The sequence below is a fragment of the Serratia sp. BW106 genome, from assembly GCF_002607755.1.
Classification (GTDB): Bacteria; Pseudomonadota; Gammaproteobacteria; order Enterobacterales; family Enterobacteriaceae; genus Serratia; species Serratia proteamaculans.
The window spans coordinates 169,461-195,662 of the sequence record NZ_MCGS01000012.1 but is presented as its reverse complement, the minus strand read 5'-3'; the positions used below and the strand labels follow the sequence as shown (position 1 = coordinate 195,662).

18 protein-coding genes are annotated in these 26,202 nt (G+C 54.5%); 9 read left to right on the top strand and 9 right to left on the bottom strand.

Features of this window, described 5'->3' with window-relative positions; genetic code table 11:
- Window positions 1-191 precede the first annotated feature (191 nt).
- The 6 genes from yhfZ to BEI65_RS11220 all read left to right on the top strand — a co-directional run bounded on the left by yhfZ (window position 192) and on the right by BEI65_RS11220 (window position 5,691).
- Window positions 192-1,091 carry a GntR family transcriptional regulator YhfZ gene (yhfZ, locus tag BEI65_RS11245; protein WP_099063398.1) on the top strand — a complete coding sequence of 300 codons (900 nt, stop codon included), beginning with the start codon at window positions 192-194 and terminating at the stop codon, window positions 1,089-1,091.
- A 15-nt stretch (window positions 1,092-1,106) separates the two neighbouring features.
- A complete protein-coding gene (locus tag BEI65_RS11240) occupies window positions 1,107-1,475 on the top strand; it encodes a PRD domain-containing protein (RefSeq protein WP_099063397.1) in 369 nt (122 codons plus the stop codon).
- A gap of 60 nt (window positions 1,476-1,535) precedes the next feature.
- Complete coding sequence (locus BEI65_RS11235) at window positions 1,536-2,702, top strand: YhfX family PLP-dependent enzyme (RefSeq protein ID WP_099063396.1); 1,167 nt, start codon at window positions 1,536-1,538, stop codon at window positions 2,700-2,702.
- Window positions 2,695-3,951, top strand: a complete 1,257-nt coding sequence (locus tag BEI65_RS11230; RefSeq protein ID WP_099063395.1) for a phosphopentomutase — start codon at window positions 2,695-2,697, stop codon at window positions 3,949-3,951. Before BEI65_RS11235 ends, BEI65_RS11230 begins: the two co-directional genes overlap by 8 nt.
- A gap of 15 nt (window positions 3,952-3,966) precedes the next feature.
- Window positions 3,967-4,329: a DUF2620 domain-containing protein gene (locus BEI65_RS11225; RefSeq protein ID WP_099063394.1), complete on the top strand. Its 363-nt coding sequence runs from the start codon at window positions 3,967-3,969 to the stop codon at window positions 4,327-4,329.
- Window positions 4,330-4,407: 78 nt separating this feature from the next.
- Window positions 4,408-5,691, top strand: a complete 1,284-nt coding sequence (locus BEI65_RS11220; protein ID WP_099063393.1) for a YhfT family protein — start codon at window positions 4,408-4,410, stop codon at window positions 5,689-5,691.
- A gap of 50 nt (window positions 5,692-5,741) precedes the next feature.
- Here BEI65_RS11220 and yacL read toward each other — a convergent pair whose 3' ends face one another.
- The 6 genes from yacL to pdhR form a co-directional block, all read right to left on the bottom strand.
- Entirely contained in the window at window positions 5,742-6,104 is a 363-nt protein-coding gene (gene yacL, locus BEI65_RS11215) for a protein YacL (RefSeq protein WP_099063392.1), read from the bottom strand.
- A gap of 139 nt (window positions 6,105-6,243) precedes the next feature.
- The gene (gene acnB / locus BEI65_RS11210) at window positions 6,244-8,841 is read right to left on the bottom strand and encodes a bifunctional aconitate hydratase 2/2-methylisocitrate dehydratase (protein WP_099063391.1); all 2,598 of its coding nucleotides are present in this window, start codon (window positions 8,839-8,841) and stop codon (window positions 6,244-6,246) included.
- 936 nt (window positions 8,842-9,777) lie between these two features.
- Window positions 9,778-11,202 carry a dihydrolipoyl dehydrogenase gene (gene lpdA, locus BEI65_RS11205; RefSeq protein ID WP_012146711.1) on the bottom strand — a complete coding sequence of 475 codons (1,425 nt, stop codon included), beginning with the start codon at window positions 11,200-11,202 and terminating at the stop codon, window positions 9,778-9,780.
- A gap of 234 nt (window positions 11,203-11,436) precedes the next feature.
- On the bottom strand, window positions 11,437-13,320 hold the full coding sequence (aceF, locus tag BEI65_RS11200) for a pyruvate dehydrogenase complex dihydrolipoyllysine-residue acetyltransferase (protein ID WP_099063389.1): 1,884 nt from the start codon (window positions 13,318-13,320) through the stop codon (window positions 11,437-11,439).
- 13 nt (window positions 13,321-13,333) lie between these two features.
- Window positions 13,334-15,997 carry a pyruvate dehydrogenase (acetyl-transferring), homodimeric type gene (aceE, locus tag BEI65_RS11195; RefSeq protein ID WP_099063388.1) on the bottom strand — a complete coding sequence of 888 codons (2,664 nt, stop codon included), beginning with the start codon at window positions 15,995-15,997 and terminating at the stop codon, window positions 13,334-13,336.
- Window positions 15,998-16,167: 170 nt separating this feature from the next.
- Window positions 16,168-16,932 carry a pyruvate dehydrogenase complex transcriptional repressor PdhR gene (pdhR, locus tag BEI65_RS11185; RefSeq protein WP_012146714.1) on the bottom strand — a complete coding sequence of 255 codons (765 nt, stop codon included), beginning with the start codon at window positions 16,930-16,932 and terminating at the stop codon, window positions 16,168-16,170.
- 633 nt (window positions 16,933-17,565) lie between these two features.
- Between pdhR and BEI65_RS11180 the strand changes: the two genes are divergently transcribed.
- The 3 genes from BEI65_RS11180 (at window position 17,566) to BEI65_RS11170 (ending at window position 21,502) form a co-directional block, all read left to right on the top strand.
- A complete protein-coding gene (locus BEI65_RS11180) occupies window positions 17,566-18,948 on the top strand; it encodes an amino acid permease (RefSeq protein WP_099063387.1) in 1,383 nt (460 codons plus the stop codon).
- A gap of 192 nt (window positions 18,949-19,140) precedes the next feature.
- A complete protein-coding gene (locus tag BEI65_RS11175) occupies window positions 19,141-20,541 on the top strand; it encodes a glycoside-pentoside-hexuronide (GPH):cation symporter (protein WP_099063386.1) in 1,401 nt (466 codons plus the stop codon).
- A 10-nt stretch (window positions 20,542-20,551) separates the two neighbouring features.
- A complete protein-coding gene (locus BEI65_RS11170; RefSeq protein WP_099063385.1) occupies window positions 20,552-21,502 on the top strand; it encodes a family 43 glycosylhydrolase in 951 nt (316 codons plus the stop codon).
- A gap of 43 nt (window positions 21,503-21,545) precedes the next feature.
- Here the strand turns inward: BEI65_RS11170 and BEI65_RS11165 are convergent, their stop codons facing one another.
- The 3 genes from BEI65_RS11165 to BEI65_RS11155 are packed head-to-tail and all read right to left on the bottom strand — an operon-like array spanning window position 21,546 to window position 26,118.
- The gene (locus BEI65_RS11165; RefSeq protein ID WP_099063384.1) at window positions 21,546-22,781 is read right to left on the bottom strand and encodes a cytochrome c; all 1,236 of its coding nucleotides are present in this window, start codon (window positions 22,779-22,781) and stop codon (window positions 21,546-21,548) included.
- Entirely contained in the window at window positions 22,778-23,332 is a 555-nt protein-coding gene (locus tag BEI65_RS11160) for a (2Fe-2S)-binding protein (RefSeq protein WP_085118899.1), read from the bottom strand. The genes BEI65_RS11165 and BEI65_RS11160 overlap by 4 nt, the downstream gene beginning before the upstream one ends.
- Window positions 23,329-26,118: a xanthine dehydrogenase family protein molybdopterin-binding subunit gene (locus tag BEI65_RS11155; protein ID WP_099063383.1), complete on the bottom strand. Its 2,790-nt coding sequence runs from the start codon at window positions 26,116-26,118 to the stop codon at window positions 23,329-23,331. The genes BEI65_RS11160 and BEI65_RS11155 overlap by 4 nt, the downstream gene beginning before the upstream one ends.
- Between the last annotated feature and the right edge of the window lie 84 nt (window positions 26,119-26,202).

The following is a 26,202-nucleotide window of genomic DNA, read 5'->3' as shown; positions in this document are numbered from 1 at the left end:
ACTTCTTGGGGTCAGTTCAATACCGCCGCGCCCTACGCTGAATAACCCTCTCTGTTTGCGCTGAAACCAATAAGTCGTGATCATCTATCCCCCATTGTGTGATCCCTCTCCCATTATCATTTTTTGGTCATTGCCTGATTGAGTCGGAAGATAGAAGATTTAAATCTTCATTAAAATGAAAATTAAAAACGATGAGCAAAGCATTTATTAAAAAAGAAGGTCTGGCGTTAGTCAGCCTGGCGCGCTACCTGTTCGGACTGGCAGTGGGAGCACGACTGAAAACCATTGATGAACTGTCCACTGAATTGAATCTCTCAGTCGGCGTTGTGCAACACGCCTTGAAAACCCTGGAGGCCACCTCCTGCGTTACGCTGGATCGTCGCGGCAGGAATGGCACCTTGCTCAGTAATATGAATTACCCAGCCCTGCTGGAACAGGCAGATATCGGCAACATTGTATGCGCCATGCCATTGCCTTACACCCGACTGTATGAAGGACTGGCCAGCGCATTGAAAGCCCAGTTCGAGGGATATCCGCTCTATTACGCCCACATGCGCGGTGCGGATGTCCGTATCGAATGCCTGATCGATGGCGTTTATGATATGGCGGTCGTCTCCCATCTTGCCGCGGAAAGCTACTTGCGTGCTGGCAAAGTGACTGCGGCTATGATGTTGGGTGCCGGCTCTTATGTTGATGGACACCAGTTGGTTTATCGTAAAGGCGAAAAAGAGAACATTCACCGTATTGGCCTGGATCCGCGTTCACCCGATCAGCGTCTGCTCACTGAGATGGTATTTGCCGGCCAGGAGATTGAGCGCATTAATCTGCCTTACAACGAATCCCTGATGCGGATTGAGCGAGGCGAAATAGATGCGACAGTCTGGAACGTGACCGAAGATCTCGACAGTCTGAATTTGGTCAAAGAGCCACTCGATGATTATCCGGTGAGTATTAAAGCTTCCGAAGCCGTTCTGCTGGTGCGTAACGATGACCGAGTAATCCCTCATCTGGTCAACACGCTGGTTAACCTGCAGCGACTGTTAGCGCATCAACAGGAAGTCAAAAAAGGTATCCGGGAACCCAGCTACTAGCTCAGGAACAATAAAATGGAAATACGTCTGCAGATTTTACATGATGCCGAGGTCATTGATAAAGAAGTCTATATCGGCATGCTTGAGGTAATTAAAAGACTCGAGCAGCATTGGCAGCTCAATATCCGCCATGCCCAGGGAGAAATGATGATTACCCATATGGCAAATGCCATGACGCGCGCACTCCATGGGGAAATAATCACAGCTATCGATCCGGAGCTATTAAATGAGATCGAAGCATCGAACGTCTTTGCTAACATCAGGGAAATTAACAACGACTTACTGAGTCTGTTTGCATTTACGGTTCCACAGTCTGAACTCGGCTACTTGCTGGCTAACGTTTTTGGCCTGTATCTCGCTCAATCAGGTTGCAGCACGGAGTGAGTTTTTGGTTTTAGCCTAAATATTCAAAAAAATGAATTAATAACATACATCGAGGGACCTATGTTTCTTAATGCGCTGGAAAAACAAAACTCTGCTCTGATTGATGCCGCCGTTCACTTTTGGCGTAACGGTGATATCGGGCCGGATTGCTACGTTATCGATGTCGACCTGGTATTGGAAAATGCCCGGTTGTTGCAGGAATGCGCAGAAAAACTTGGCCTTTCGCTGTATCTGATGAGTAAACAGTTTGGTCGCAATCCGCTGTTATGCAAGCTGTTGTTGGAAAAGGGTTATCAAGGCATTGTCGCCGTTGATTTTAAAGAAGCACGTCAACTTTGGCAGCATGGCTTACCGATAGCCCACATTGGTCATCTGGTGCAAACGCCGGCGAATATGATTGATGAAATCATTTCCCAAAGACCAGAAGTCATTACCGTTTATAGCATTGAAAAGGCACGGGAAATCTCTATCGCCGCGCTACGCCAACAGCATAGGCAGCCGCTACTGCTGAAAGTCCAGGATAACGGTGATGTGATCTATCCGGGCCAGGAGGCGGGGTTCTTATTGGCTGAACTGCCGGACGTGATTAATCAAATCAGCAGGTTGGCGGGCGTTGAAATTATTGGGGTAACGCACTTCCCCTGCATGCTGTTCAACGAGCAACGGCAAAGTACCGAGGCGACCCCCAACCTCGCCACATTAGCCAAGGCGAAAAACCTGCTGGAACAGCACGGCATTGAAGTTCGGCAAATGAATGCCGCTTCGGCAACCTGCATCGAAACCCTGCCCAAATTGGCCGCTGCAGGGGTAACTCATACCGAGCCCGGTCATGCCCTGACGGGCACGCAGCCTGCAAATCAGTACGGTGGTGGTCCGGAAAAAATAGCCATGCTTTATCTTTCTGAAATTTCGCATAGCCAGGACAACACCAGCTTCTGTTATGGCGGTGGCTACTATCGCCGCGGCCACCTGCAAAACGCGCTGGTGCTCGATGGCCAATGGCAGCGCAGCCGCGTGCTGCCAATAGATAGCGACAGTATCGATTATACATTGCCGCTAACAGGGCTCTGGCCCGTCAGCAGCCCGGTCATTATGTGTTTTCGCACTCAGATTTTTGTAACGCGCAGTGATGTGGCGCTGATAAGCGGCATTCAAATGGGTAACCCTCAACTGTTGGGGGTATTTGATAGTCTCGGTAACAACCTGACAAGGAGCCATCATGGATAAGTTTGTGGTTTTGGTCATCGATAGTTTTGGCGTGGGTGCCATGGGAGATGTACCCGAGGTGCGTCCACAGGACATTGGTGCGAACACTTGCGGTCATATTTTGCAACGGTTGCCCAATCTGCAACTCCCGATGCTGGAAAAACTCGGCTTGATCAATGCGCTGCATATCGCCGCTCCCTATCATCAAGTCGGCGCCATGCACGAGAGCCCGATAGCGGCTTTTGGTGTCGCTCTGCTGCAACACGAGGGTGGAGATACCTTCATGGGGCATCAGGAGATCATGGGCACTCTCCCGCTTCCTCCGGTACGCATGCCCTTTTCGACCGTACTTGAAAAGGTGGAGCAGGCACTAAAAACCGAAGGTTTTAAGGTAGAACGCTACCCGGTCCAAAACAGCGAATTATGCCTGCTTTGGGTCAACGACGCGGTCGCCATTGGCGATAACCTCGAGGCGGATTTAGGCCAGGTGTTTAATGTCTGTGCCAATCTTTCGGCCATCAGCTTCGAACAGGTTGAAAAAATTGGCCGGGTGGTACGCGGGCATGTCGAAGTAGGCCGAGTTATCGCCTACGGTGGGTTGTTGCAAAGCAGTGAACAGATCCTGGCGGCAGCGGAGGTCAAAAACAATCGCTTCGTCGGTATCAACAGTCCGAAAGCCGGAGTTTATCAACGTGGCTTCCAGGTGATTCACCTGGGCTATGGTGTCGATGCCAGCGTTCAGGTGCCCCAACAGCTGCACCAGCGAGGTATTTTAACCGTACTGGTAGGGAAAGTGGCCGATATCGTCGAAAACCCACAGGGTCGCAATTACCAACAGTTGGTTGATTCTCAAAGCATTCTGGATATTACCCTTGAAGAATTGCAGCGCCCTGAGCCAGCGTTCATCTGCACCAATATTCAGGAAACCGATCTTGCCGGCCATGCACAAGATGTCGAGCGCTATGCCGAACGCCTGCAACTGGTCGATGCCTCGCTGGCAAAAATCATCTCTGCGATGGATGAAAGCGATTGTCTTGTTGTCATGGCTGACCACGGCAACGATCCTACCGTCGGCCACAGTAAACACACGCGTGAACAGGTTCCCCTATTGATTTTCCGCACAGGCCAAGCACCTTGCCCGCTCGGTACTCGCACCACACTTTCAGATGTGGGGGCAACAGTTTGTGAGTTCTTCAACACCAAAGCACCGTACAACGGTCGCTCATTTCTGACCGTGCTTAACGCCGCCGGTCGTTCTTCAGATAAATAACATCAGGTGAAAATCATGATCAAAATAGCCATTGGTGGACAGCTAAACAAAAACGAGATTCAGGAATGCCTGGCAAAATTCGGTGAAGAACAATTCACATCTGAAATATTTACCGATATGGATGCCGCCATGAAGGTTAAAAATGGCAGCTTCGATTACTACCTTGGTGCCTGCCAAAGCGGGGCCGGCGGGGCGTTGGCGATGGCCTATGCGCTGATTGGCCGTGACAAATGTGCCACCATCGCCAACGCCATAACGCAACCTTCACAAGAGAAGATCGCGCAATTGCTCGCCGATGGGAAAAAGGCATTTGGTTTTACCAACGATCGCGCCGAAAGCTCGATAAAAGCCTTTATCGCCGCACTATTAAAAAAATAATTAATCCGCTGCGCCCGTTCATCGGGCTCAGCAAGGATGATAGCGCTACTGAAGCCAGCGGCTTCTTCAGGGGACGAAATGGAATCATTCAACATTATAAAAATCATTCTGTTCGCATTGATGGGCGGTTATGCGACTTTTCTTGCGAACCGCTGTATCGCGGTTTATCACGATGGCTTGCGCCCAATTATGCCGGAGTTTATGAACGGCAATATGAGCCGTAAAGAATTGGCAGGCATTTCATTTGCCATCAGCATCGGCTTCATAACCGGTTTTGCCATGCCAATAACCCTGGCAACAGGCGTTATTGTCATTCATATCGTACTGCTGACTGCCGATATTATTGGCGTCTCGTTTAACAACACCAAACTGGCAGTGCTCATTGGCACCCTTTATGGTGCGTTGATCACCGTGGCACTGGATGGAGTGATCAAAGGCTTTGCTTACCTGCCGGTGAATTTCCTGGATGCTTTGGCTTCCGTGGGTGACCCAATCATTTATGCTTTCGTCGCCTTCCCTGCAATTACCGTAGGTTATCAATTTGGCAAAAAAGCCGGGCTGATTACCATCATAGCCTCCTTTATGGGACGCGTGATTATTGAGCGCATCAACCCACTGACCATTGCAGGCAATGAGATTTCACTCAGCCCGGAAGGTATTGCGATGCTGGTTGGCATGATTTGCCTGCTGTTCTTCGCTTCCCGCGATAAGCGTCGTAGTGAAGAATTGGAACACAGCCTGTTTGATGACAACATCAAACGCATTCGCAAAAATGCCCTTTATTTGCTGCCAATGGCGGCACTGATTGCTATCACGGCTAACTACCACTGGATCGCAGGCGAACCTATCGCCGCCGCTTTGGTAGGGAAAGGCAATATGACCTCCGCTGCGATTGTCGCTATCGTGCAGGCCATCGCCTTTATGCCATTGATTATCACCACCGCCATGATCAGTGGCGTTTACGGCACCAACGGTTGGTGTGACTGGTTCCTGGGGCTGGGTTATCTCGCACCAAACCCGATCGTTGCAGGCATATTGGGAGCCAGTGCCATGGGTGTGGAAATCACCAGCCTGAGCAAGATAGGCAAAGCGATGAACCGCTTCCCGGCATTGAAGATGTCCGGAGACAACATTCGGACTTCAATGACGCAGATCCTGGAGATTGCCTTGCTCGTCGGGGGCGTGAATGCGGGTAATCAGATTTGGGCAGGCACCGGCATGTTTGTGGTCGTCAGCCTGTATATTCTTAACGAAATTAGCGGGCGACCGGTTATGAAGCTGGCCGCCGGCCCAATTGCCGCGATCGTCGTGGGGGTGTTGGCTAATATTTTCGCCGTGTTGGGACTGCACGTCGTAGCTTAGCTACTGCTGGTTAAATACACAGGGGCAGCCACTGCCCCTGTTGGCATAATTTAGTATTTCAGCATAAAAGAACGATAGGCCTTAAGTACCTGCAGGAAATCCTCAACGCCGCAGAATGAGAGGCTTTCTTCGTCATAATAATTCATCCCCTCCTCCATTTCGTCGCCTTCAAACTCCAGCAGATTGGCGCGGATCATTACTTCTTCACCGTCCATCAGCAGCGTGTATTCACGGCCTTCCAACTGCCATTGACGCTCACTGCCCTTGACCTCGGCCGCACCGGCTTCGATCCGATCCAACAGGTTAAAATCGCCTTTGAGTTCTTCGTTGATCCAGTGGCCAATCACCTCATGCCCCATCGAAAATCTGACGATCACCTGTCCGGTCACGTCACGCAGAAATTCGTAATCCATAGCACGCCCTCCTGAGCCCTTTCTCTTAGTGTAAACATTAATTCATGACTAACTCAGTGAGCGCTCGCAAAGTTGGCAACTGAGAAAAATAAAACGGGAGGCCAAGGCCTCCCGTTAAACAGTTGCGCAATATAGCGACTTAAACAGCGGTTTGGAAGATCACGCCGTCGGCTTTTTCAGTGTACTGGCCCAACTGGTCAAAGTTCAGATAGCGGTAGGTATCCGCCGCAGACTTATCGACCTGTGCCATGTACGTCTGGTACTCGTCCGGCGTTGGCAGACGGCCCAGCAATGAAGCCACAGCCGCCAGTTCTGCAGATGCCAGATAGACGTTGGCACCCGTCCCCAAACGGTTCGGGAAGTTACGGGTAGAGGTGGAAACCACCGTCGCACCGTCGGCCACTCGCGCCTGGTTACCCATGCACAGTGAACAGCCCGGGATCTCGATGCGTGCACCGCTCTTGCCGAACACGCTGTAGTAGCCCTCTTCGGTCAACTGAGCCGCATCCATCTTGGTTGGCGGTGCCACCCACAGACGAGTCGGCAACTGCCCCTTGTGCTGATCCAACAGCTTGCCGGCAGCACGGAAGTGGCCGATGTTGGTCATGCAGGAGCCGATGAACACTTCATCGATCTTGCTGTTGGCCACATCAGACAGCAGACGCGCGTCATCCGGATCGTTTGGCGCACACAGGATTGGCTGAGTGATCTCCGCCAGATCGATGTCGATCACCGCCGCGTATTCTGCATCTGCATCGCCTTCCAGCAATTGCGGATCTGCCAGCCATTTCTGCATGCCCTGGACACGACGCTCCAGCGTACGGCGGTCGCCGTAGCCTTCGGAGATCATCCACTTCAGCAGCACGATGTTAGAGTTCAGATACTCCTCGATCGGCGCCTTATCCAGCTTGATGGTACAACCGGCTGCGGAACGTTCGGCAGAGGCGTCAGTCAGTTCGAATGCCTGCTCAACCTTCAGTTCCGGCAAGCCTTCGATTTCCAGAATACGGCCGGAGAAGATGTTCTTCTTGCCCTTCTTCTCTACGGTCAGCAGGCCCTGCTGGATGGCGTAGTAAGGGATGGCATGCACCAGGTCACGCAGGGTGATACCCGGCTGCATTTTGCCTTTGAAGCGCACCAGCACCGACTCAGGCATATCCAGCGGCATCACGCCGGTGGCGGCAGCAAAGGCGACCAGACCAGAACCCGCCGGGAAGGAAATACCAATCGGGAAACGGGTGTGGGAGTCACCACCGGTACCTACGGTATCCGGCAACAGCATACGGTTCAGCCAGGAGTGGATAACGCCGTCGCCTGGACGCAGCGATACGCCACCACGGTTCATGATAAAGTCCGGCAGCGTATGGTGAGTGGTCACATCAACCGGTTTCGGGTACGCGGCGGTGTGACAGAACGACTGCATGACCAGATCGGCGGAGAAGCCCAGGCAAGCCAGGTCTTTCAGCTCGTCACGGGTCATCGGACCGGTGGTGTCCTGAGAACCGACGGAAGTCATCTTCGGCTCACAGTATTCCCCCGGACGCACGCCGGCAACGCCACAGGCGCGGCCAACCATTTTCTGCGCCAGTGAGAAACCTTTGCTGCTGGCAGCCACTTCTTTGGCAATGCGGAACACGTCGCTGTGCGGCAGGCCCAGCGCTTCACGCGCTTTGGTGGTCAGGCCACGGCCGATGATCAGCGGGATACGGCCACCGGCGCGCACTTCGTCGAGCAGCACATCGGTTTTCAGTTCGAAGTTGGCAATCAGATCGCCAGTTTCATGGTTACGTACTTCACCCTTGTACGGGTAAATGTCGATTACGTCGCCCATGTTCAGGTCATTAACGTCCACTTCAATCGGCAGTGCGCCGGCATCTTCCATGGTGTTGAAGAAGATTGGCGCAATTTTACCGCCCAGCACTACACCGCCGCCGCGCTTGTTAGGCACGTGCGGGATGTCATCGCCCATAAACCACAGCACCGAGTTGGTGGCAGACTTACGGGAAGAGCCGGTACCGACCACGTCACCGACGTAGGCCAGCGGGAAGCCTTTTTTGTTCAGCAGTTCGATTTGCTTGATCGGGCCAACGCTACCCGGCTGATCCGGCACTATGCCTTCACGTTCGTTTTTCAGCATCGCCAGGGCGTGCAACGGGATATCCGGACGCGACCAGGCATCCGGTGCCGGTGACAGATCATCGGTATTGGTTTCGCCGGTGACTTTGAACACGGTAACGGTGATTTTTTCCGCCAACTGCGGACGTGACAGATACCACTCGGCATCGGCCCAGGACTGCATGATTTTTTTGGCGTGTGGGTTACCCGCTTTGGCTTTCTCTTCCACGTCGTAGAAGTTATCAAACATCAGCAGCGTATGGGACAGCGCTTTAGCTGCAATCGCAGCCAATTTTTCGTTATCCAGCGCGTCAATCAGCGGATGAATGTTATAGCCGCCCTGCATGGTGCCCAACAGTTCTATGGCTTTTTCAGGGGTAATCAGGGGGGATGTTGCTTCGCCTTTGGCGATGGCAGCCAGGAAACCGGCTTTAACATAGGCGGCTTCATCGACGCCCGGGGGTACACGGTTTATCAGCAGGTCTAACAGGAATTCGTCTTCGCCTTTTGGCGGATTTTTTAATGATTCAACCAGCGCTGCCATTTGGGTGGCGTCTAACGGCTTAGGGACGATGCCCTCTGCAGCACGCTCGGCTACGTGCTTACGGTATTCTTCTAGCACGACATTCTCCTCGCTCTCATTGTCATTTATTGTGCCTGGCGTTTATACCCGTCGTCTTTAAAGCCGTAGGGTATATATTTTCAAACCGGGTTTAGCGCACGGTGTTGATGCCATTGATCCTGACGGGGCACTGCTGTCGATGTCCTGGACTGTAAGTTACAGTGCCCGGTTCCGCTCAGCCAGCATATCAGGATTTGAATTGGTTGTTAATTCGTTCACATAAAAGCAACATTAAATCTTTGCTGAATCGTTGAGTACAGTGTAATCGGCTGCGACACAGGTCAGCCGGGGCTTGGTGAGCAATGCAATTTAGCCTGACGAGCACAACACAATAGCCATGCATTTACAATGGCTATTGGGTATGAAGATCAAAAGTTGGGAGCCGGAGACACAAAAAAACCGCCGTAAAGGCGGTTCTTTTGTTCCGTTCGGTGTTAGCAGGCACCTCACGGGTTTCTTACATCGTTAAAGAACGATACAAGCGCCACAAAGCAGGAACATTGTGCGCAATGGTGATTAAAAAATCAACAAAAAGAATGCCCTAAAATCCATTTCAACGTACTATTTCGGCGGATCTGTTCTGCCGGTTTAGCAGCCGGTCATCGGGCTTGAGAACAGCGCTGCAACTACTGCGATACAAGCGTCACAAAGCGCTTGTTCCGCTGGGATTTTTCCGGTGAAGTCGCGGTGGTCGTGGTTCCACAGGGATCGCGCAATGAAAGGGAGTTCTATGTTTATCCTGCTCATTGTACTGGGATCGGCGTTTGGCGTGAGCAAAGGGGGTTGGACGGTTAACGGCAACAACCTGACGCTGAATGTGATATTCCAGAACAAGTAAGCTACTGGCCGCTCACTGAGCGGCCTTTTACTGCACGCCACCCATAAAAAAACGGCCCCTTTTCAGGAGCCGCTTATCAACCTTTCAAACCAGCAGAATTACTTCTTCTTGGCTTTCGGGTTAGGCAAGTCGGTGATGCTACCTTCGTAGATCTCAGCCGCCAAACCTACAGATTCGTGCAGGGTTGGGTGAGCATGGATAGTCAGCGCGATGTCTTCTGCGTCGCAACCCATCTCGATAGCCAGACCGATCTCACCCAGCAGCTCGCCGCCGTTGGTGCCGACAATTGCGCCACCGATGATACGGTGAGTTTCTTTGTCGAAGATCAGTTTTGTCATGCCGTCTGCACAATCGGAAGCGATAGCACGGCCAGAAGCTGCCCACGGGAAGGTGGAAGTTTCGTAGCTGATGCCTTTCTCTTTCGCTTCTTTCTCGGTCAGACCCACCCAGGCAACTTCCGGCTCGGTGTACGCGATCGATGGGATCACTTTCGGGTCGAAGTAGTGCTTCATGCCGGCGATAACTTCTGCGGCAACGTGGCCTTCATGCACGCCTTTGTGCGCCAGCATCGGTTGACCGACGATGTCGCCGATAGCGAAGATGTGCGGCACGTTGGTGCGCAGTTGCTTGTCGACGTTGATGAAGCCACGCTCGTCAACTTCAACACCGGCTTTACCCGCTTCCAGCAGTTTGCCATTCGGCACACGACCGATAGCCACCAGCACCGCGTCGTAACGCTGTGGTTCTGCTGGTGCTTTCTTGCCTTCCATAGTGACGTAGATGCCGTCTTCTTTGGCTTCTACCGCGGTCACTTTGGTTTCCAGCATCAGGTTGAACTGCTTGCTGATGCGTTTGGTGAAGACTTTCACCACGTCTTTGTCAGCGGCCGGGATCACCTGGTCAAACATTTCGACCACGTCGATCTGTGAACCCAACGCATGGTATACGGTGCCCATTTCCAGGCCGATGATACCGCCGCCCATGACCAGCAGACGCTCTGGGACAGTTTTCAGTTCCAGTGCATCGGTTGAGTCCCACACGCGTGGATCTTCATGAGGAATGAATGGCAGTTGGATCGGACGGGAACCTGCGGCAATGATGGCATTGTCGAAGTTGATGGTCGTTGGGCCATTTTCGCCTTCAACAACCAGGGTGTTAGCGCCAGTGAACTTGCCCAGGCCGTTAACCACTTTAACTTTACGGCCTTTAGCCATACCAGCCAGACCGCCGGTCAGCTGATTGATGACTTTTTCTTTCCAGACGCGCACTTTGTCGATGTCAGTTTTCGGCTCGCCGAAAACGATGCCGTGTTCGGCCAGGGCTTTGGCTTCTTCGATGACTTTGGCAACGTGCAACAGGGCTTTGGAAGGGATACATCCCACGTTCAGGCAAACACCGCCCAGAGTGGAATAACGTTCAACCAGAACGGTTTCAAGACCTAAGTCAGCGCAACGAAAGGCAGCAGAATAACCTGCCGGGCCCGCCCCAAGTACCACGACCTGAGTTTTAATTTCAGTACTCATCATGACCTCTTAATTGATTGTCCGGCGGGTCTGACGTCATTTTTATTACTAATCGATCTCATAACGCCCTTCATCCACCGGGACGCTTACACCGCCAGCAGTTTACAGAATTGTTAATAATCTGCAAAGCGTGTTCGAGTGACCCGTGTCTCAACAATTTTGTCGAGTCATGCAAAAACCGACAAAACTGCTAATGAAGTGATAAGGGCGCAGCATAACTGCGCCCCTTTTTCATTACATCACCATACGGCGGATGTCAGCCAGCATGTTGTTGATGATGGTAATAAAGCGCGCACCATCCGCACCGTCAATCACACGGTGGTCGAAGGAGAGCGACATTGGCATCATCAGACGTGGCACGAACTCTTTACCGTTCCAGACCGGCTCCATAGCAGACTTGGAGACGCCCAGAATGGCCACTTCCGGTGCATTCACAATCGGTGCGAAATGGGTCGTCCCGATACCGCCCAGGCTAGAGATGGTGAAACACCCGCCCTGCATTTCGCCTGCGGTCAGCTTGCCGTCACGCGCTTTTTTGGAGATAGCCATCAGTTCACGGGACAGTTCAGTGATGCTCTTCTTGTTCACATCCTTGAACACCGGAACCACCAGACCGTTTGGCGTATCAACCGCAACACCCACGTTGATGTATTTCTTCAGCGTCAGCTTCTGGCCATCTTCGGACAGAGAGCTGTTGAAGCGCGGCATCTGCTCCAGTGCGGCAGCGACAGCTTTCATGATGAACACCACCGGGGTGAACTTCACATCCAGCTTACGCTTGGCAGCTTCTTCGTTCTGTTGCTTGCGGAAAGCTTCCAGATCGGTGATATCGGTTTTGTCGAAGTGAGTGACGTGCGGGATCATCACCCAGTTACGGCTCAGGTTGGCACCCGAGATTTTCTGGATGCGGCCCAGTTCAACTTCTTCGATCTCACCGAACTTGCTGAAGTCCACTTTCGGCCATGGCAGCATGCCTGGCAGACCGCCACCGGCAGCAGCAGCCGGAGCCGCTTCTGCACGTTTGACCGCGTCTTTCACGTAAGTCTGAACGTCTTCGCGCAGGATGCGGCCTTTACGACCGGTGCCTTTCACTTTCGCCAGGTTTACGCCGAATTCACGCGCCAGACGGCGGATGACCGGGGTAGCGTGCACATAAGCGTCGTTCTCAGTGAACTCGCCTTTGGCAGCTGGTGCAGCCTGTTGGGCCGGTGCAGAACTTGCAGCCGGAGCCGGTGCAGCTTCCGCTTTTTGGGCAGGAGCGGCAGCAGGCGCTGCGCCTTCCACTTCGAAGACCATGATCAGGGAGCCGGTTTTCACTTTGTCGCCGGCGCTGATTTTGATTTCTTTCACGGTACCTGCGAACGGTGCCGGCACTTCCATAGAAGCCTTGTCACCTTCAACGGTGATCAGTGACTGCTCAGCGGCAACTTTGTCGCCCACTTTCACCATCACTTCGGTCACTTCTACTTCGTCGCCGCCGATGTCCGGTACTGCAACGTCTTTGGCCGCAGAAGCCGCCGGTGCCGCTGGGGCAGCCGGAGCTTGTGCCGCAGCCGGAGCAGCAGCAGAAGCGGCGCCAGCCACTTCGAAGACCATGATCATAGAACCGGTGGTGACTTTGTCGCCGGTGGCGATTTTGATCTCTTTCACGGTGCCCGCGAACGGTGCCGGGACTTCCATTGAAGCCTTGTCGCCTTCAACGGTGATCAGGGACTGCTCGGCTTCCACCTTGTCGCCCACTTTCACCAGGATCTCGGTCACTTCAACTTCGTCAGCACCGATGTCCGGTACCGCAACGTCTTTGGCCGCAGCGGTAGCCGGTGCAGCAGCAGGTGCTGCGGCCGGTTTTTCTTCAGCCTTGGCGGCTGGTGCGGCCTGAGCCGCCCCTTCTGCTTCAAAGATCATCAGCAGTTTGCCGGTCTCGGTTTTGTCACCGACGGAAACCTTGATTTCTTTAACCACACCCGCCTGCGGGGATGGGACTTCCATGGAAGCTTTATCACCTTCAACGGTGATCAGCGATTGTTCAACTTCAACTTTATCGCCCACTTTCACCAGAATTTCGGTGATTTCCACTTCGTCTGCACCGATGTCCGGTACTTTAATTTCGATAGACATTCTTCTGTACCTCTTATGCCAGACGCGGGTTAACTTTTTCTGGGTTGATGTCGAATTTCTTAATCGCATCAGCTACCACAGAAGCTTCGATTTCACCGCGTTTAGCCAGTTCACCCAGTGCAGCAACCACAACGTAAGAAGCATCAACTTCAAAGTGGTGGCGCAGGTTTTCGCGGCTGTCTGAACGACCGAAGCCGTCAGTGCCCAGAACGCGATAGTCGCTGGCTGGAACGTAAGTACGAACCTGTTCTGCGAACAGCTTCATGTAGTCGGTAGACGCAACCGCCGGCGCTTCGTTCATCACCTGAGCGATGTAAGGTACGCGCGGAGTTTCGGTTGGGTGCAGCATGTTCCAACGCTCACAATCCTGGCCATCACGCGCCAGTTCAGTGAAGGAAGTCACGCTGTAGATGTCGGAACCCACGCCGTAATCGTCTGCCAGGATCTTCGCCGCTTCACGAACGTGACGCAGGATAGAACCTGAACCCAGCAACTGAACCTTGCCTTTGCTGCCTGCCAGAGTGTCCAGCTTGTAGATACCTTTACGGATACCTTCTTCTGCGCCCTGCGGCATGGCCGGCATGTGGTAGTTTTCGTTCAGCGTGGTGATGTAGTAGTAGACGTTTTCTTGCGCGTCACCGTACATGCGCACCAGGCCGTCGTGCATGATCACTGCCACTTCGTACGCGTAAGCTGGATCGTAAGAGATACAGTTAGGAATAGTCAGGGACTGGATGTGGCTGTGGCCGTCTTCGTGCTGCAGACCTTCACCGTTCAGGGTGGTACGGCCTGAAGTACCGCCTACCAGGAAGCCGCGCGCCTGTTGGTCGCCGGCTGCCCAGCACAGGTCACCGATACGCTGGAACCCGAACATCGAATAGTAGATGTAGAACGGGATCATTGGCAGATCGTTGGTGCTGTAGGAAGTCGCTGCGGCCAACCATGAAGAGGCTGCGCCCAGTTCGTTGATGCCTTCCTGCAGGATCTGGCCTTTCTCGTCTTCTTTGTAGTAAGCAACCTGCTCACGGTCCTGCGGGGTGTACTGCTGGCCGTTCGGGCTGTAGATACCGATCTGACGGAACAGACCTTCCATCCCGAAGGTACGCGCTTCGTCGGCGATGATTGGCACCAGGCGATCTTTGATCGACTTGTTCTTCAGCATCACGTTCAGGGCACGCACAAAGGCGATGGTGGTAGAAATTTCTTTGTTCTGCTCTTCCAGCAAGGAGCTGAAGTCTGCCAGAGCCGGCATTTCCAGCTTCTCGGTGAACTTCGGCATACGGGTAGGCACATAGCCTTTCAGCGCCTGACGACGTTCGTGCAGATATTTGTACTCTTCGGACTCTTTCTCGAAGGTGATGTACGGCAGTTTTTCGATGTCGGCATCGGCAACTGGCACGTTGAAACGATCGCGGAAGTGGTGAACCCCCTCCATGTTCATTTTCTTCACCTGGTGAGCAATGTTTTTACCTTCCGCAGTTTCACCCATGCCGTAACCTTTGATGGTATGGGCCAGGATAACGGTTGGTTTGCCTTGGGTGTCCTGCGCTTTTTTCAGTGCAGCAAAGACTTTCTTCGGATCGTGACCACCACGGTTCAGTGCCCAGATCTCTTCGTCGGTCATATCTTTGACCAGCGCAGCGGTTTCCGGGAAGCGGCCGAAGAAGTGCTCACGGACGTAAGCGCCGTCTTTGGACTTGAAGGTCTGGTAGTCGCCGTCCAGGGTTTCGTTCATCAGTTGGATCAGCTTGCCGCTGGTATCTTTACGCAGCAGTTCATCCCAACGACCACCCCAGATCACTTTCAGTACCTGCCAGCCAGCGCCCGCGAAGATGCCTTCCAGCTCATTGATGATCTTGCCGTTACCGGTGACCGGGCCGTCCAGACGCTGCAGGTTACAGTTGATGACGAACACCAGGTTGTCCAGCTTCTCACGGGTAGCGATGGTGATCGCGCCCTTGGATTCCGGCTCATCCATCTCGCCATCGCCCAGGAAGGCGTAAACGGTTTGGGCAGAGGTGTTCTTCAGGCCACGGTGTTCCAGATATTTCAGGAACTTCGCTTGATAGATAGCGCTGATTGGGCCCAGGCCCATAGAAACGGTAGGGAACTGCCAGAATTCCGGCATCAACTTAGGATGCGGGTAAGAGGACAGGCCTTTGCCGTGAACTTCCTGACGGAAGTTATTCATTTGGTCTTCGGTCAAGCGGCCTTCAAGGAAGGCACGTGCGTAAACACCTGGAGAGATGTGGCCCTGGAAGTAAACCAGATCGCCGCCGTCTTGCTCGGTGCGTGCACGGAAGAAGTGGTTGAAGCAGACTTCATAGAAGGTCGCAGAAGACTGGAAGGAAGCCATGTGGCCGCCCAGATCCAGATCTTTTTTGGAAGCACGAAGAACGGTCATCACCGCATTCCAGCGAATAGCTGAACGGATACGACGCTCAAGATCCAGGTTACCAGGGTAAGCAGGTTCGTCTTCCACCGCGATGGTGTTGACGTAGTTGTGAGCCGCAGCACCGGCTGCAACGCTAACACCGCCTTTACGGGCTTCACCCAGAACCTGATCAATCAGAAACTGAGCTCGCTCAACACCCTCTTCACGGATGACCGATTCGATCGCCTGCAGCCAGTCGCGGGTTTCGATCGGATCCACGTCATTGTTTAAACGTTCTGACATGGTGGTATTCCTTATCTGTCTAATGGTTTGTTTTGGAGCCTGTCTTCCTGTGTTCTGAAACAAAACACACGAAGACAGGCCCATCAGTTTAGTTGCCGCTTACTTAAATGCTTAATTAAGCACTTCGAACGTAAACCCCGCAGGCTGGTGTGCCCTGAAGAGAACCGTTCTTAATCCTTGCGTTGCTGGAGACGCCGCAGCGATCTCTCGCGTCGGGTATGCTCCCGACTGAGATCCAGCAAGATTTCCTCGATAAACGCCAAATGGCGGTGCGAGGCTTCGCGGGCCTTCTCGGGCTCACGTGCCACAATCGCCTCAAAAATTCCGGCGCGGTGGCTGCTCACTTTTGCCAACATCTCACGGCGCGAGTAGAGCAATTCAAAGTTCTGACGCACGTTCTGTTCCAGCATCGGCCCCATACAGCGCAGCAGGTGCAGTAACACAACGTTGTGGGCAGCTTCGGTCACGGCGATTTGATATTGCATGACCGCGTCGGCTTCGGCGTCGAGATCGCCGCTGTCCTGGGCCTGCTGAATCAACATGTGGCAATCGCGGATGCGCGCCAGATCTTCGTCGGTACCGCGCAACGCCGCATAATAGGCAGCAATGCCTTCGAGGGCATGACGGGTTTCCAACAGATCGAATTGTGATTCAGGATGGTCGGCCAGCAGTTCAGCCAGCGGATCGCTAAAGCTCTGCCACAGATTAGTTTGTACAAAGGTGCCACCGCCCTGACGGCGCAGGAGCAGCCCTTTGGCTTCCAGGCGCTGGATGGCCTCTCTCAGAGAAGGACGGGAAACATCAAATTGTTTCGCCAGTTCACGCTCCGGTGGCAGTTTCTCGCCTGGGCGCAGTGTTCCCTCGAGGATCAGGTGTTCGAGCTGCTGCTCGATAACGTCTGACAACTTGGGTTGGCGGATTTTGCTGTAGGCCATGGGTGATTTCTTCTCTGCGAATGGCGCGGAGTCAATTGGTAATACCAATTTCAAAAACGTGACGGTAAAGTAACAAAGTATTCACCTCCTGTCCATATGGGCCTCGATCGAAATCAGGTTACCCGCACATTTTAACACCTCAATACCAGAGCTGCTGCAAACCGCTAACGCATGCTTGGTAATACCATTTACGAGGTAGGTTTTTGATTTAACTTTTGCGAAACCTGCCGTCAGGCAGACTGAAGTCTCTAATGTAGAATTCTATTGCATGTTTATTAAGCTTTAACGAATACCTATTTACATCACAAAAGGTGCGTTCAGCCGGTTAATATTTCGCCACCGGCGATAAGCTATCTCGAGATTATTTTTGCGCATTATGTGAGTTAATGCTTATTTCATGCATTGAATCCCCCCTGTCGTCACACAACCCGCATTTTGTTTCCTAAACTGCTGAAATCTTAATCACTCACCACATAAAGCAGGTGCAAACTGGCGCGCATAACATTATTCTTTGCCAAACGGTAGCGGCTCCGTGGAATTAATAGATATAACGCCGTAAATAAAACAAAACACACATCGTAACCACTGCTTTACAGCATGTGAGTAATTCTGCAACGACAGAGGGTTTCATTGATGGATGGTCAACAGCATGATGGCGACCAGCTGAAACGCGGCCTTAAAAACCGCCATATTCAGCTTATTGCACTAGGGGGCGCTATTGGTACCGGGCTATTCCTCGGGATCGCGCAAACAATAAAGATGGCCGGCCCTTCGGTCATTCTCGGTTATGCCATTGGCGGCTTTATCGCATTTCTGATCATGCGCCAACTGGGTGAAATGGTGGTCGAAGAGCCGGTGGCCGGTTCCTTTAGCCACTTCGCCTATAAATACTGGGGCAACTTCGCCGGCTTCGCTTCCGGCTGGAACTACTGGGTACTGTACGTCCTGGTTGCCATGGCGGAACTGACCGCGGTAGGCATCTATGTGCAGTACTGGTGGCCGGAAATCCCGACCTGGGTGTCTGCGGCGGTGTTCTTCCTGGCGATTAACGCCATCAACCTGGCGAACGTGAAGGTGTATGGCGAGATGGAATTCTGGTTCGCCATCATCAAAGTGGTGGCGATTATCGGCATGATCGTGTTCGGCGCCTACCTGCTGTTCAGCGGCATGGGCGGCCCGGAAGCCACCGTGACCAATCTGTGGGCGCAGGGCGGGTTCTTCCCGAACGGCATCATGGGGCTGGTGATGGCGATGGCGGTGATCATGTTCTCGTTCGGTGGGCTGGAGTTGGTGGGCATTACCGCTGCCGAAGCCGACAACCCGCAGAAAAGCATTCCTAAAGCCACCAATCAGGTGATCTACCGCATCCTGCTGTTCTATATCGGCTCGCTGACCATTCTGCTGTCGCTGTACCCGTGGGGCAAAGTAGTTGAAGGCGGCAGCCCGTTCGTGCTGATCTTCCACGCTCTGAACAGCAACCTGGTCGCAACGGTACTGAACGTGGTGGTATTGACCGCCGCGCTGTCGGTCTACAACAGCTGTGTCTACTGCAACAGCCGCATGCTGTACGGCCTGGCGAAACAGGGCAACGGGCCGAAAAGCCTGCTGAAGGTCGACGGGCGCGGCGTACCGGTGATCGCGATTGCCGTCTCCGCCACGGCCACGGCGTTCTGCGTACTGATTAACTACCTGATCCCCGGTCGTGCCTTCGAACTGCTGATGGCGTTGGTGGTATCGGCACTGGTGATCAACTGGGCGATGATCAGCCTGGCGCACCTGAAATTCCGTGCGGCCAAGAACCGCGAAGGCGTTGAGCCGAAGTTCAAGGCCTTCTGGTATCCGTTCAGTAACTACCTGTGCCTGGTGTTTATGGCCGCGATTCTGGTGATCATGTACCTGACGCCCGGGATCCAAATCTCGGTGCTGCTGATCCCGGTTTGGGTCGCCATTTTAGGTATCGGCTATGCCGTTAAACAACGTAGCCAGCGCGCAGTAAGCGCATCTGGCCGCAGGTAACTCACTAAAAAACAACAAGGCCTGCATTTGCGGGCCTTTTTATTGCCTTTCGATTTTGCAAACTGGCTCACAGTTTCTCCGCCACGGTTGATTTGTCCATCTCTACAACCATTCACTTCTGATAACTCGCCGCCAACCGGGACAATAATCGTTGCCACTCAGTCAGATCCTGCCAGTTCGGAGAAAATGTCCATGAAGAGCAATGCCCTTTCAATAAAAGAAAAGATTGGCTACGGCATGGGAGATGCCGGCTGCAACATGATCGGCGGAGCGATTATGCTGTTTCTCAACTATTTCTATACTGACATCTACGGTCTGACGCCTGCGCTGGTCGGCGTGCTGCTGCTGTCGGTTCGCGTGCTGGATGCCATCACCGACCCGATTATGGGAGCGATAGCCGATCGCACCCAAAGCCGTTGGGGACGCTTTCGTCCCTGGTTGCTGTGGATCTCCCTGCCGTATGTATTATTCAGCGTACTGATGTTTACAACGCCGGAATGGAGCTACAACAGCAAAGTGGTCTACGCCTTCGCGACTTACTTTTTAATGTCGCTGACCTACACGGCGATTAATATCCCCTACTGTTCTCTGGGCGGTGTGATTACCTCGGATCCACAGGAACGGGTCTCCTGTCAGTCCTACCGTTTTATCCTGGTCGGTATCGCTACCCTGATCCTGTCCCTGACACTGTTACCGATGGCCGAATGGTTTGGCGGCGCAGACAAAGCGCGTGGCTATCAGATGGCAATGGGTGTGCTGGCGCTGGTCGCCCTGTTCATGTTTCTGTTCTGCTTTGCCACGGTCAAAGAACGCATACGCCCGGCAGTACCCACCCATGACGCTCTAAAATCCGATCTGAGAGACGTATGGAAAAACGATCAGTGGGTGCGCATTCTGCTGCTGACGTTCTGCAACGTCTGCCCCGGTTTTATCCGTATGGCCGCCACCATGTATTACGTCACCTACGTCATGCAACAATCGACTTCCTTTGCCAGCCTGTTTATCGCGCTGGGTGTAGTCGGCATGATGATTGGCAGCGCGTTGGCCAAACCCCTGACCGATCGCTTCTGCAAACTGAAAGTGTTCTTCTGGACCAATATTTTGCTGGCGGCGTTTTCCTGTGGTTTTTATTTCCTCAATCCTCAGGTCACTTCGCTGATCGTGGCTGCCTATTTCCTGCTGAATATCCTGCATCAGATCCCTTCACCGCTGCACTGGTCGTTAATGGCCGACGTGGATGATTACGGCGAATGGAAAACGGGCAAGCGCATCACAGGCATCAGCTTTTCCGGTAATCTGTTCTTCCTTAAAGTCGGACTGGCGGTGGCTGGCGCCATGGTTGGCTTCCTGATGTCGCTCTCCGGCTATCAGGCGGATGCGGTCAGCCAAAGCGCCGGCGCGCTGAACAGCATCGTCCTGTTGTTCACGGTGATCCCCGGTATCGGATATCTGATCACAGCCGGCGTGGTGCGTCTGCTGAAGGTTGATCGCCAACTGATGCGTCAGATTCAGCTCGATCTGGAAAAGCGACGCATAAATTACCGCGAGCTTACCGACTACCCGGAACAGCAACTCGAAACCCGACACCCGTAAGGAACCTGAGATGCGCGACTACCCTAACCCCTTGATTGAACAGCGGGCAGATCCGTTTGTTTTACGCCACAGCGATGGCTATTACTATTTCACCGCCTCGGTGCCGGAATATGACCGGTTAGAGCTTCGGCGTGCGCGTAGTATCAACGAATTGTCGCAAGCCAGCCCGACGGTGGTGTGGCAAAAACCGCAGCAGGGGCCGATGAGCCATTTAATCTGGGCGCCGGAACTGCACTTTATTAACGGTAAATGGTATTTGTACTTCGCCGCAGCCCACAGCCCGGAGATTGCTGACGGCCTGTTCCAGCACCGAATGTTTGCACTGGAATGCAGCGCAGCCAACCCGCTGACCGGAGACTGGGTGGAAAAAGGGCGAATTTACACGCATATCGACAGTTTTTCCCTCGACGCCACCCACTTCAAGCATCGCGGCAAACATTATTATCTGTGGGCGCAAAAGGATCCGGCGATCCACGGTAACTCCAACCTTTATCTGGCAGAAATGGCAAATCCCTGGACGCTCAAGGGCCAGCCGGTGATGCTCAGCCAACCGGAACTCCCCTGGGAAACCGTCGGTTTCTCGGTCAATGAAGGGCCGGCCGTGATCACCCATGGCCAAAAGATATTTATCAGCTACTCCGCCAGCGCGACCGACGAGAATTATTGCCTCGGTCTGCTGTGGGCCGATATCGACGGCGACATTACCGATGCCACCCAATGGCATAAGCTCGGCCAGCCCCTATTTCGGACCAGTGTTAAAAACCGCCAGTTCGGGCCTGGGCACAATAGTTTTACCCTTGACGAACAGGGGCAAGATCTGTTGGTTTACCATGCTCGTAATTACACGGAGATCGAGGGGGATTCGCTCTATGACCCGAATCGTCATACACGGATTAAATCACTGGCGTGGGATGAAGAAGGCATGCCGGTACTGGGTGACCCCCCGGCAGATAATCGTTAATTAAAAATGGCTCGGCATGCCGAGCCATTTTTGTCATTGAACCTTACTTACGCAAGGCTTTCACCTGTTCGGCCGTCACATCCGCCGGCAAGCCGCCCCAGGTCACCCGCAGATAGTTCACCAGTTCCGCCACCTGCGCATCGTCCAGTCGCTCACCAAAGGCCGGCATGCTCTGCATGCTTTCACCGTTAGGGAATTGCTGCGCCGGTAAACCGTCCAGCACCGAGACAATCAGGTTTTTAGCATCCGGCTGGCGCAGCGTGGCGTTATCACGCATCGCTACCGCCACGTGCGGCTTGCCCTCGCCTTCACGCGCATGACAACCCGAGCACTGATCCAGATAGCTGATGCGCCCGGCATCACTGCCCTGGCCTATTTTAACCGGCACAGCCGCCGGCGGCTGTTCGCCCATCAGATAGGTCGCCAGCGCCTGGTGGTCTTCCGGCGTCAGATGACGGGTACTGAGATCCACCACCATATGCATCTCGCTGAAGGCAGAGCCTTGCGGCGCCAAACCGGTCGAGAGGAAGCGGTTCAGATCGTCCGGCGTCCAGCCGCGTTTCGCCAGCCCGTTCGGGGTGATGTCCGGTGCCATAAAGCGCCCCAGATCGCCGCCCTGCATCGGTTTACCCAGTTCCATTTGGCCCAGCATGCCGCGTGGTGTGTGGCATTCCCCACAGTGGCCCAGCGTATCCGCTAAATAACGGCCGCGTTGCCACTGCGCCGAATCACCCTGCGAACTGGCCGGCAACGGATCCTGACTGCGGAACAGCAGATTCCAGCCAATCAGCGCCATGCGCTGGTTAAACGGGAACGGCATGGCGTTTTCCGAAATGGCAACGTCTACCGCCGGACGGGTCATCAAATAGGCATAGATATCGTCGGCATCCTGACGCGTCATCCCTTTATACGAGGTATAAGGCATCGCCGGATACAGATGACGGCCGCCCGGTGCCACGCCCTTTGTCAGCGCCAGGAAGAAGTCGTCTTTGGTCCAGCGGCCAATCCCCTGATCGGCCGAAGGCGTCAGATTACTGCCGTAGATGGTACCGAACGGCGTATCCAGCGGATAGCCACCGGCCATTGGCGCGCCACCACTGGCGGTATGGCAGGCGGCACAGTCGGCGGCCTGAGCCAGATAGCGGCCCCGGGCGACCTGTTCCGTGCTGGCGGTCACCTGTTGCACCGGGCCGTCGTAATGGCGGTTTTCACGCCACCACAGCACCGCGATGACGATAATCACCACCAGCAGGATCAACAGTGCGAGACGTTTTTTCATTGCGCCGTCTCCTTCACCAGACCTGGGGTTTTCAGCACCACATCGCGTACCGCTTCGTAGTAACGCACGTAGCCGGTGCAGCGGCAGATATGGCTGTCCAGCGCCTGTTCGATAGCGCTTTCCAGCTGATCACGGGCAATCGGCTCACGCTTGAGTTTTTCCACAAAAATGGTGGCGGCGTTAACAAAGCCCGGCGTGCAGTAGCCACACTGGAAGCTGTAATGCTCCAGAAAAGCCTGCTGGATCGGTGAAAGCTCGACCACTTCGCCCTGTTCATCCACCTTGGCATGGCCTTCGACGGTACGCACTTTCTTGCCGCTGAAGAAATGTGCGCCAGTGATACAAGTACGCACTTCCTCACTGGTACCGCTCGGGTGATCGACAATCGCCACGCAGGCGTGGCAGATCCCCTGCCCGCAGCCCAGGCGTGAGCCGGTCAGGTCGAGATATTCGTGCAGGAAGTCGATCATCATCAGCCCTTCCGGCACTTCGATCGGGCCATACTGCTTGTCGTTGATGGTCAGGGAAATCGGCTGGGTTTTAATGCTCATTGTAATACCTCACGAATATTTTCTGCACGAACGGGCAAATCACGGAAACGGTGGCCGGTAGCGTCGGCGATGGCGTTAACCAGCGCAGCAACCACCGGGATCATCACCACTTCGGCCATGCCTTTCGGTGGATCGGTTTCCGACAGCGCGGGCAGGATGTCATCGGTCTGTTTCCAGACCGCCACATCGCTGGCACGCGGCAGGTGGTAACGGTTAAAGTTCCAGGTACCGTTACCGGGTCCATCTTCGTACAGCGGTAAATATTCGTGCAGCGCATGGCCAATCCCCATCGCCAGGCCGCCCTGCAATTGGCCGGAAACCAGTTCCGGTACAATCAGGTTGCCGCACTCCATGATCGAATGGTGGTTCAGCAGTTCTACCTGGCCGGTAGCGATATCCACCGCCACTTCCGCCAGGGTACCGACGGCGCTGTAATAGGTCACCGCCGCGTTATTGCGTTGGGTCGGTGGGTAATAGGCCTGGTTGCGCGGCAGCGTTTTGAATTCGCCATTGGCGTTGCGCACCGCCAGCCCGTCAATCGGCAGACGTTCGCTATTACCACTCAGGGTGAAGTCCGCTTCCGCCCACTGCCAGCGGTTAAACACGTGTACCGCGGCCCCGGTGATACCGCCCATCTGGTAGGCCTGTTTCGCCAGACGCTCCAGGGTCAGCACTTCCAGCCCGGCCGCGGTCAGCCCGCCTTCCACCCAGCGTGCGTCTTCTCTGCGCACCACCAATGGCGCCGCCTGGCCGCCACCGATGCCGGATTGCCAAATGGCCATCGCCGCCGGCCACAGGCCGTGATCGAATATCAGCCGCGCCGCTTCACGCGTACTGTGGGAGAAATAAAACGCCGAGTTGCTGGCGCTGGAAGGTGAACAATAGCTTGGCGTCCAGGCCGGGTTGGCTTGCAACTGGTCCTGTTCGGCCTGCGACATGATGTAAGGATCGCCGCTGGTAACCATCGGCAGCACCGACCAGTCGGTCACCGAGAAGTGCGCCTCATCCGCCGGTTTACCCAGCCACTGCGCGCACAACACCGACTGCGAGGTCGACATACCGGTTCCCATCTCTGCGCCGCTGTGATGCAGCATAATGCGCCCATCTTCCCCCAGCTCGACGCGGGCGAACGAGGTCTCAGCCCCAGTACCGAAGTCTTTTTGTACGCAGCCAAAGCCGACGCCATAGCGTTTGCCCGGGTGCTGGCTCTCAAACTCCGCCTTACGCTGGGCACGTTGCAGCCACATTTCATGCTTCGCCGCCTTCTCCAGCACTTCATCGGCACGAATAGCCCCGGCCGGAATAGCGCCCTGCGTGTTTTTCATGCCGGATTTCAGTACGTTGCGCAAACGGAATTCGATCGGGTCGATCTTCAGCTCGGCCGCCAGTTCATCCACCATCATCTCGGTGGCGGCCATGCTTTGCAGCGTGCCGTAGCCGCGTGCCGATCCGGCATCGATGGCACGTGAAGCCAGCCCTACCGAAGACAAATCGCTTTTTGGGAAGTAGTAAATCGACTGTGCCGCCGTCGCCGCCACCATCACCACCGACGGTGTAAAATTGCTGCGACCGCCACCGTCTGCCTTCATCTCGCCGTGGAATGACTGCAAGACGCCGGTTTGACGGTTGACCGCAATGCGGTAATTCATGTCAAAAGCGTGGCGCTTCAGCGCCGTCTGGAACTGTTCGAAACGGTCATTGGCCAGGCGTACCGGGTGCCCGTCACCGTACATCGCCGCCACCGCGCCGTAGTACGGGAAGTTATAGTGATCTTTCGAACCATAACCGACGGTGTAGCACGGGTGCAGGATCAGCTGTTTCACCGGCGGATTGTGCTTGGCCAGCATGCGTGGCATTTCGTCGGCCACTTCCTGCGGTGACTGGGTCGGTACCACCAGATGCAGGGTCTGCGTTGTTGCATCGTACCAACCGTTGGCGTTATCCGGCTCCAGCGCCGAGGTATCGACCGACTGCGTGGTATAACGGCGTGACATCACCAGCCAGTCTTCCGGCGGCGCCTGCAGCTCATTGGCGATCATCCCGGCGTAATACATCCCTTCCTGATCCAGCTTGCCGCCTTCGCGGCCTTCCGGCCAGACCGGCAGGTGTTTCTTCATCGATACCGGGAAAATCGGCGTATCTTTCAGGCTGGAGAAGCGATCGTCGTCGAACGGCTTGTCGCCACCCACCCGCACATAACGGAAGGTGCCCCAGGGATCCCGCTCCAGCGGGCCGGTTTCCGCCCCGTACTTGAGGGTTTCTTCACGGAATTTCAGCTTGTCTTTGGCGAAGCGGAAACGGGCGAAGTCGTGGTAAATCAGGATCGCCACCGCCTGCCCCAGATAGGCCGGGGTTTTGCCCACCGGCAGCAGCATGTCGTCGCCGTAGAACGCCGGGAAGGCCAGGCCGTCGCGCGCCAAATCCTCTGCCGTCACCAGCCTGTCTGGCTGCAGGTCGTCCCCCAGTAACGAGAGATCGAGGCCCTCGAACAGCCGGTCGGCCTTGGTGACACGTAAAATAAACGCATGCGCCTGTTGTTGCGGCCAGTGCGGCATATCGACCGCGCGAATGTCGCGGGCGAACACCTTCTGCCCCATCACCTTGGCACGGCCATCGATGCGAAAGCGAATACGCTTTTCATGGGCATCCCAGTTCGGCGACTGGAGGATTTTTTGCTCAAACAGCGCGGCGTAGGCACGGCTGTACAGAGGCGCGAGGTATACGGATACCCCCGCTATCACGGCGCCTTTGATAAAGCGGCGTCGCGACGGGTTAAAATTGCTCATAAGAAGTCCTTTGTTTCTTTATTTTATTTTTGTGTTCAGCGGTGGTGTTGCGCAAACGCTGACGACCTTGCCGTAGACGTCATA

Bases quoted from the DNA above. Each gene is read 5' to 3' on its own strand.
- BEI65_RS11160 (WP_085118899.1), bottom strand. From the start codon at position 23,332: ATGAGCATTAAAACCCAGCCGATTTCCCTGACCATCAACGACAAGCAG.
- BEI65_RS11180 (WP_099063387.1), top strand. From the start codon at position 17,566: ATGGATGGTCAACAGCATGATGGCGACCAGCTGAAACGCGGCCTTAAA.
- pdhR (WP_012146714.1), bottom strand. From the start codon at position 16,932: ATGGCCTACAGCAAAATCCGCCAACCCAAGTTGTCAGACGTTATCGAG.
- yacL (WP_099063392.1), bottom strand. From the start codon at position 6,104: ATGGATTACGAATTTCTGCGTGACGTGACCGGACAGGTGATCGTCAGA.
- lpdA (WP_012146711.1), bottom strand. From the start codon at position 11,202: ATGAGTACTGAAATTAAAACTCAGGTCGTGGTACTTGGGGCGGGCCCG.
- yhfZ (WP_099063398.1), top strand. From the start codon at position 192: ATGAGCAAAGCATTTATTAAAAAAGAAGGTCTGGCGTTAGTCAGCCTG.
- BEI65_RS11230 (WP_099063395.1), top strand. From the start codon at position 2,695: ATGGATAAGTTTGTGGTTTTGGTCATCGATAGTTTTGGCGTGGGTGCC.
- aceF (WP_099063389.1), bottom strand. From the start codon at position 13,320: ATGTCTATCGAAATTAAAGTACCGGACATCGGTGCAGACGAAGTGGAA.
- BEI65_RS11220 (WP_099063393.1), top strand. From the start codon at position 4,408: ATGGAATCATTCAACATTATAAAAATCATTCTGTTCGCATTGATGGGC.
- BEI65_RS11170 (WP_099063385.1), top strand. From the start codon at position 20,552: ATGCGCGACTACCCTAACCCCTTGATTGAACAGCGGGCAGATCCGTTT.
- BEI65_RS11240 (WP_099063397.1), top strand. From the start codon at position 1,107: ATGGAAATACGTCTGCAGATTTTACATGATGCCGAGGTCATTGATAAA.
- BEI65_RS11235 (WP_099063396.1), top strand. From the start codon at position 1,536: ATGTTTCTTAATGCGCTGGAAAAACAAAACTCTGCTCTGATTGATGCC.
- BEI65_RS11225 (WP_099063394.1), top strand. From the start codon at position 3,967: ATGATCAAAATAGCCATTGGTGGACAGCTAAACAAAAACGAGATTCAG.
- BEI65_RS11165 (WP_099063384.1), bottom strand. From the start codon at position 22,781: ATGAAAAAACGTCTCGCACTGTTGATCCTGCTGGTGGTGATTATCGTC.
- BEI65_RS11155 (WP_099063383.1), bottom strand. From the start codon at position 26,118: ATGAGCAATTTTAACCCGTCGCGACGCCGCTTTATCAAAGGCGCCGTG.
- BEI65_RS11175 (WP_099063386.1), top strand. From the start codon at position 19,141: ATGAAGAGCAATGCCCTTTCAATAAAAGAAAAGATTGGCTACGGCATG.
- aceE (WP_099063388.1), bottom strand. From the start codon at position 15,997: ATGTCAGAACGTTTAAACAATGACGTGGATCCGATCGAAACCCGCGAC.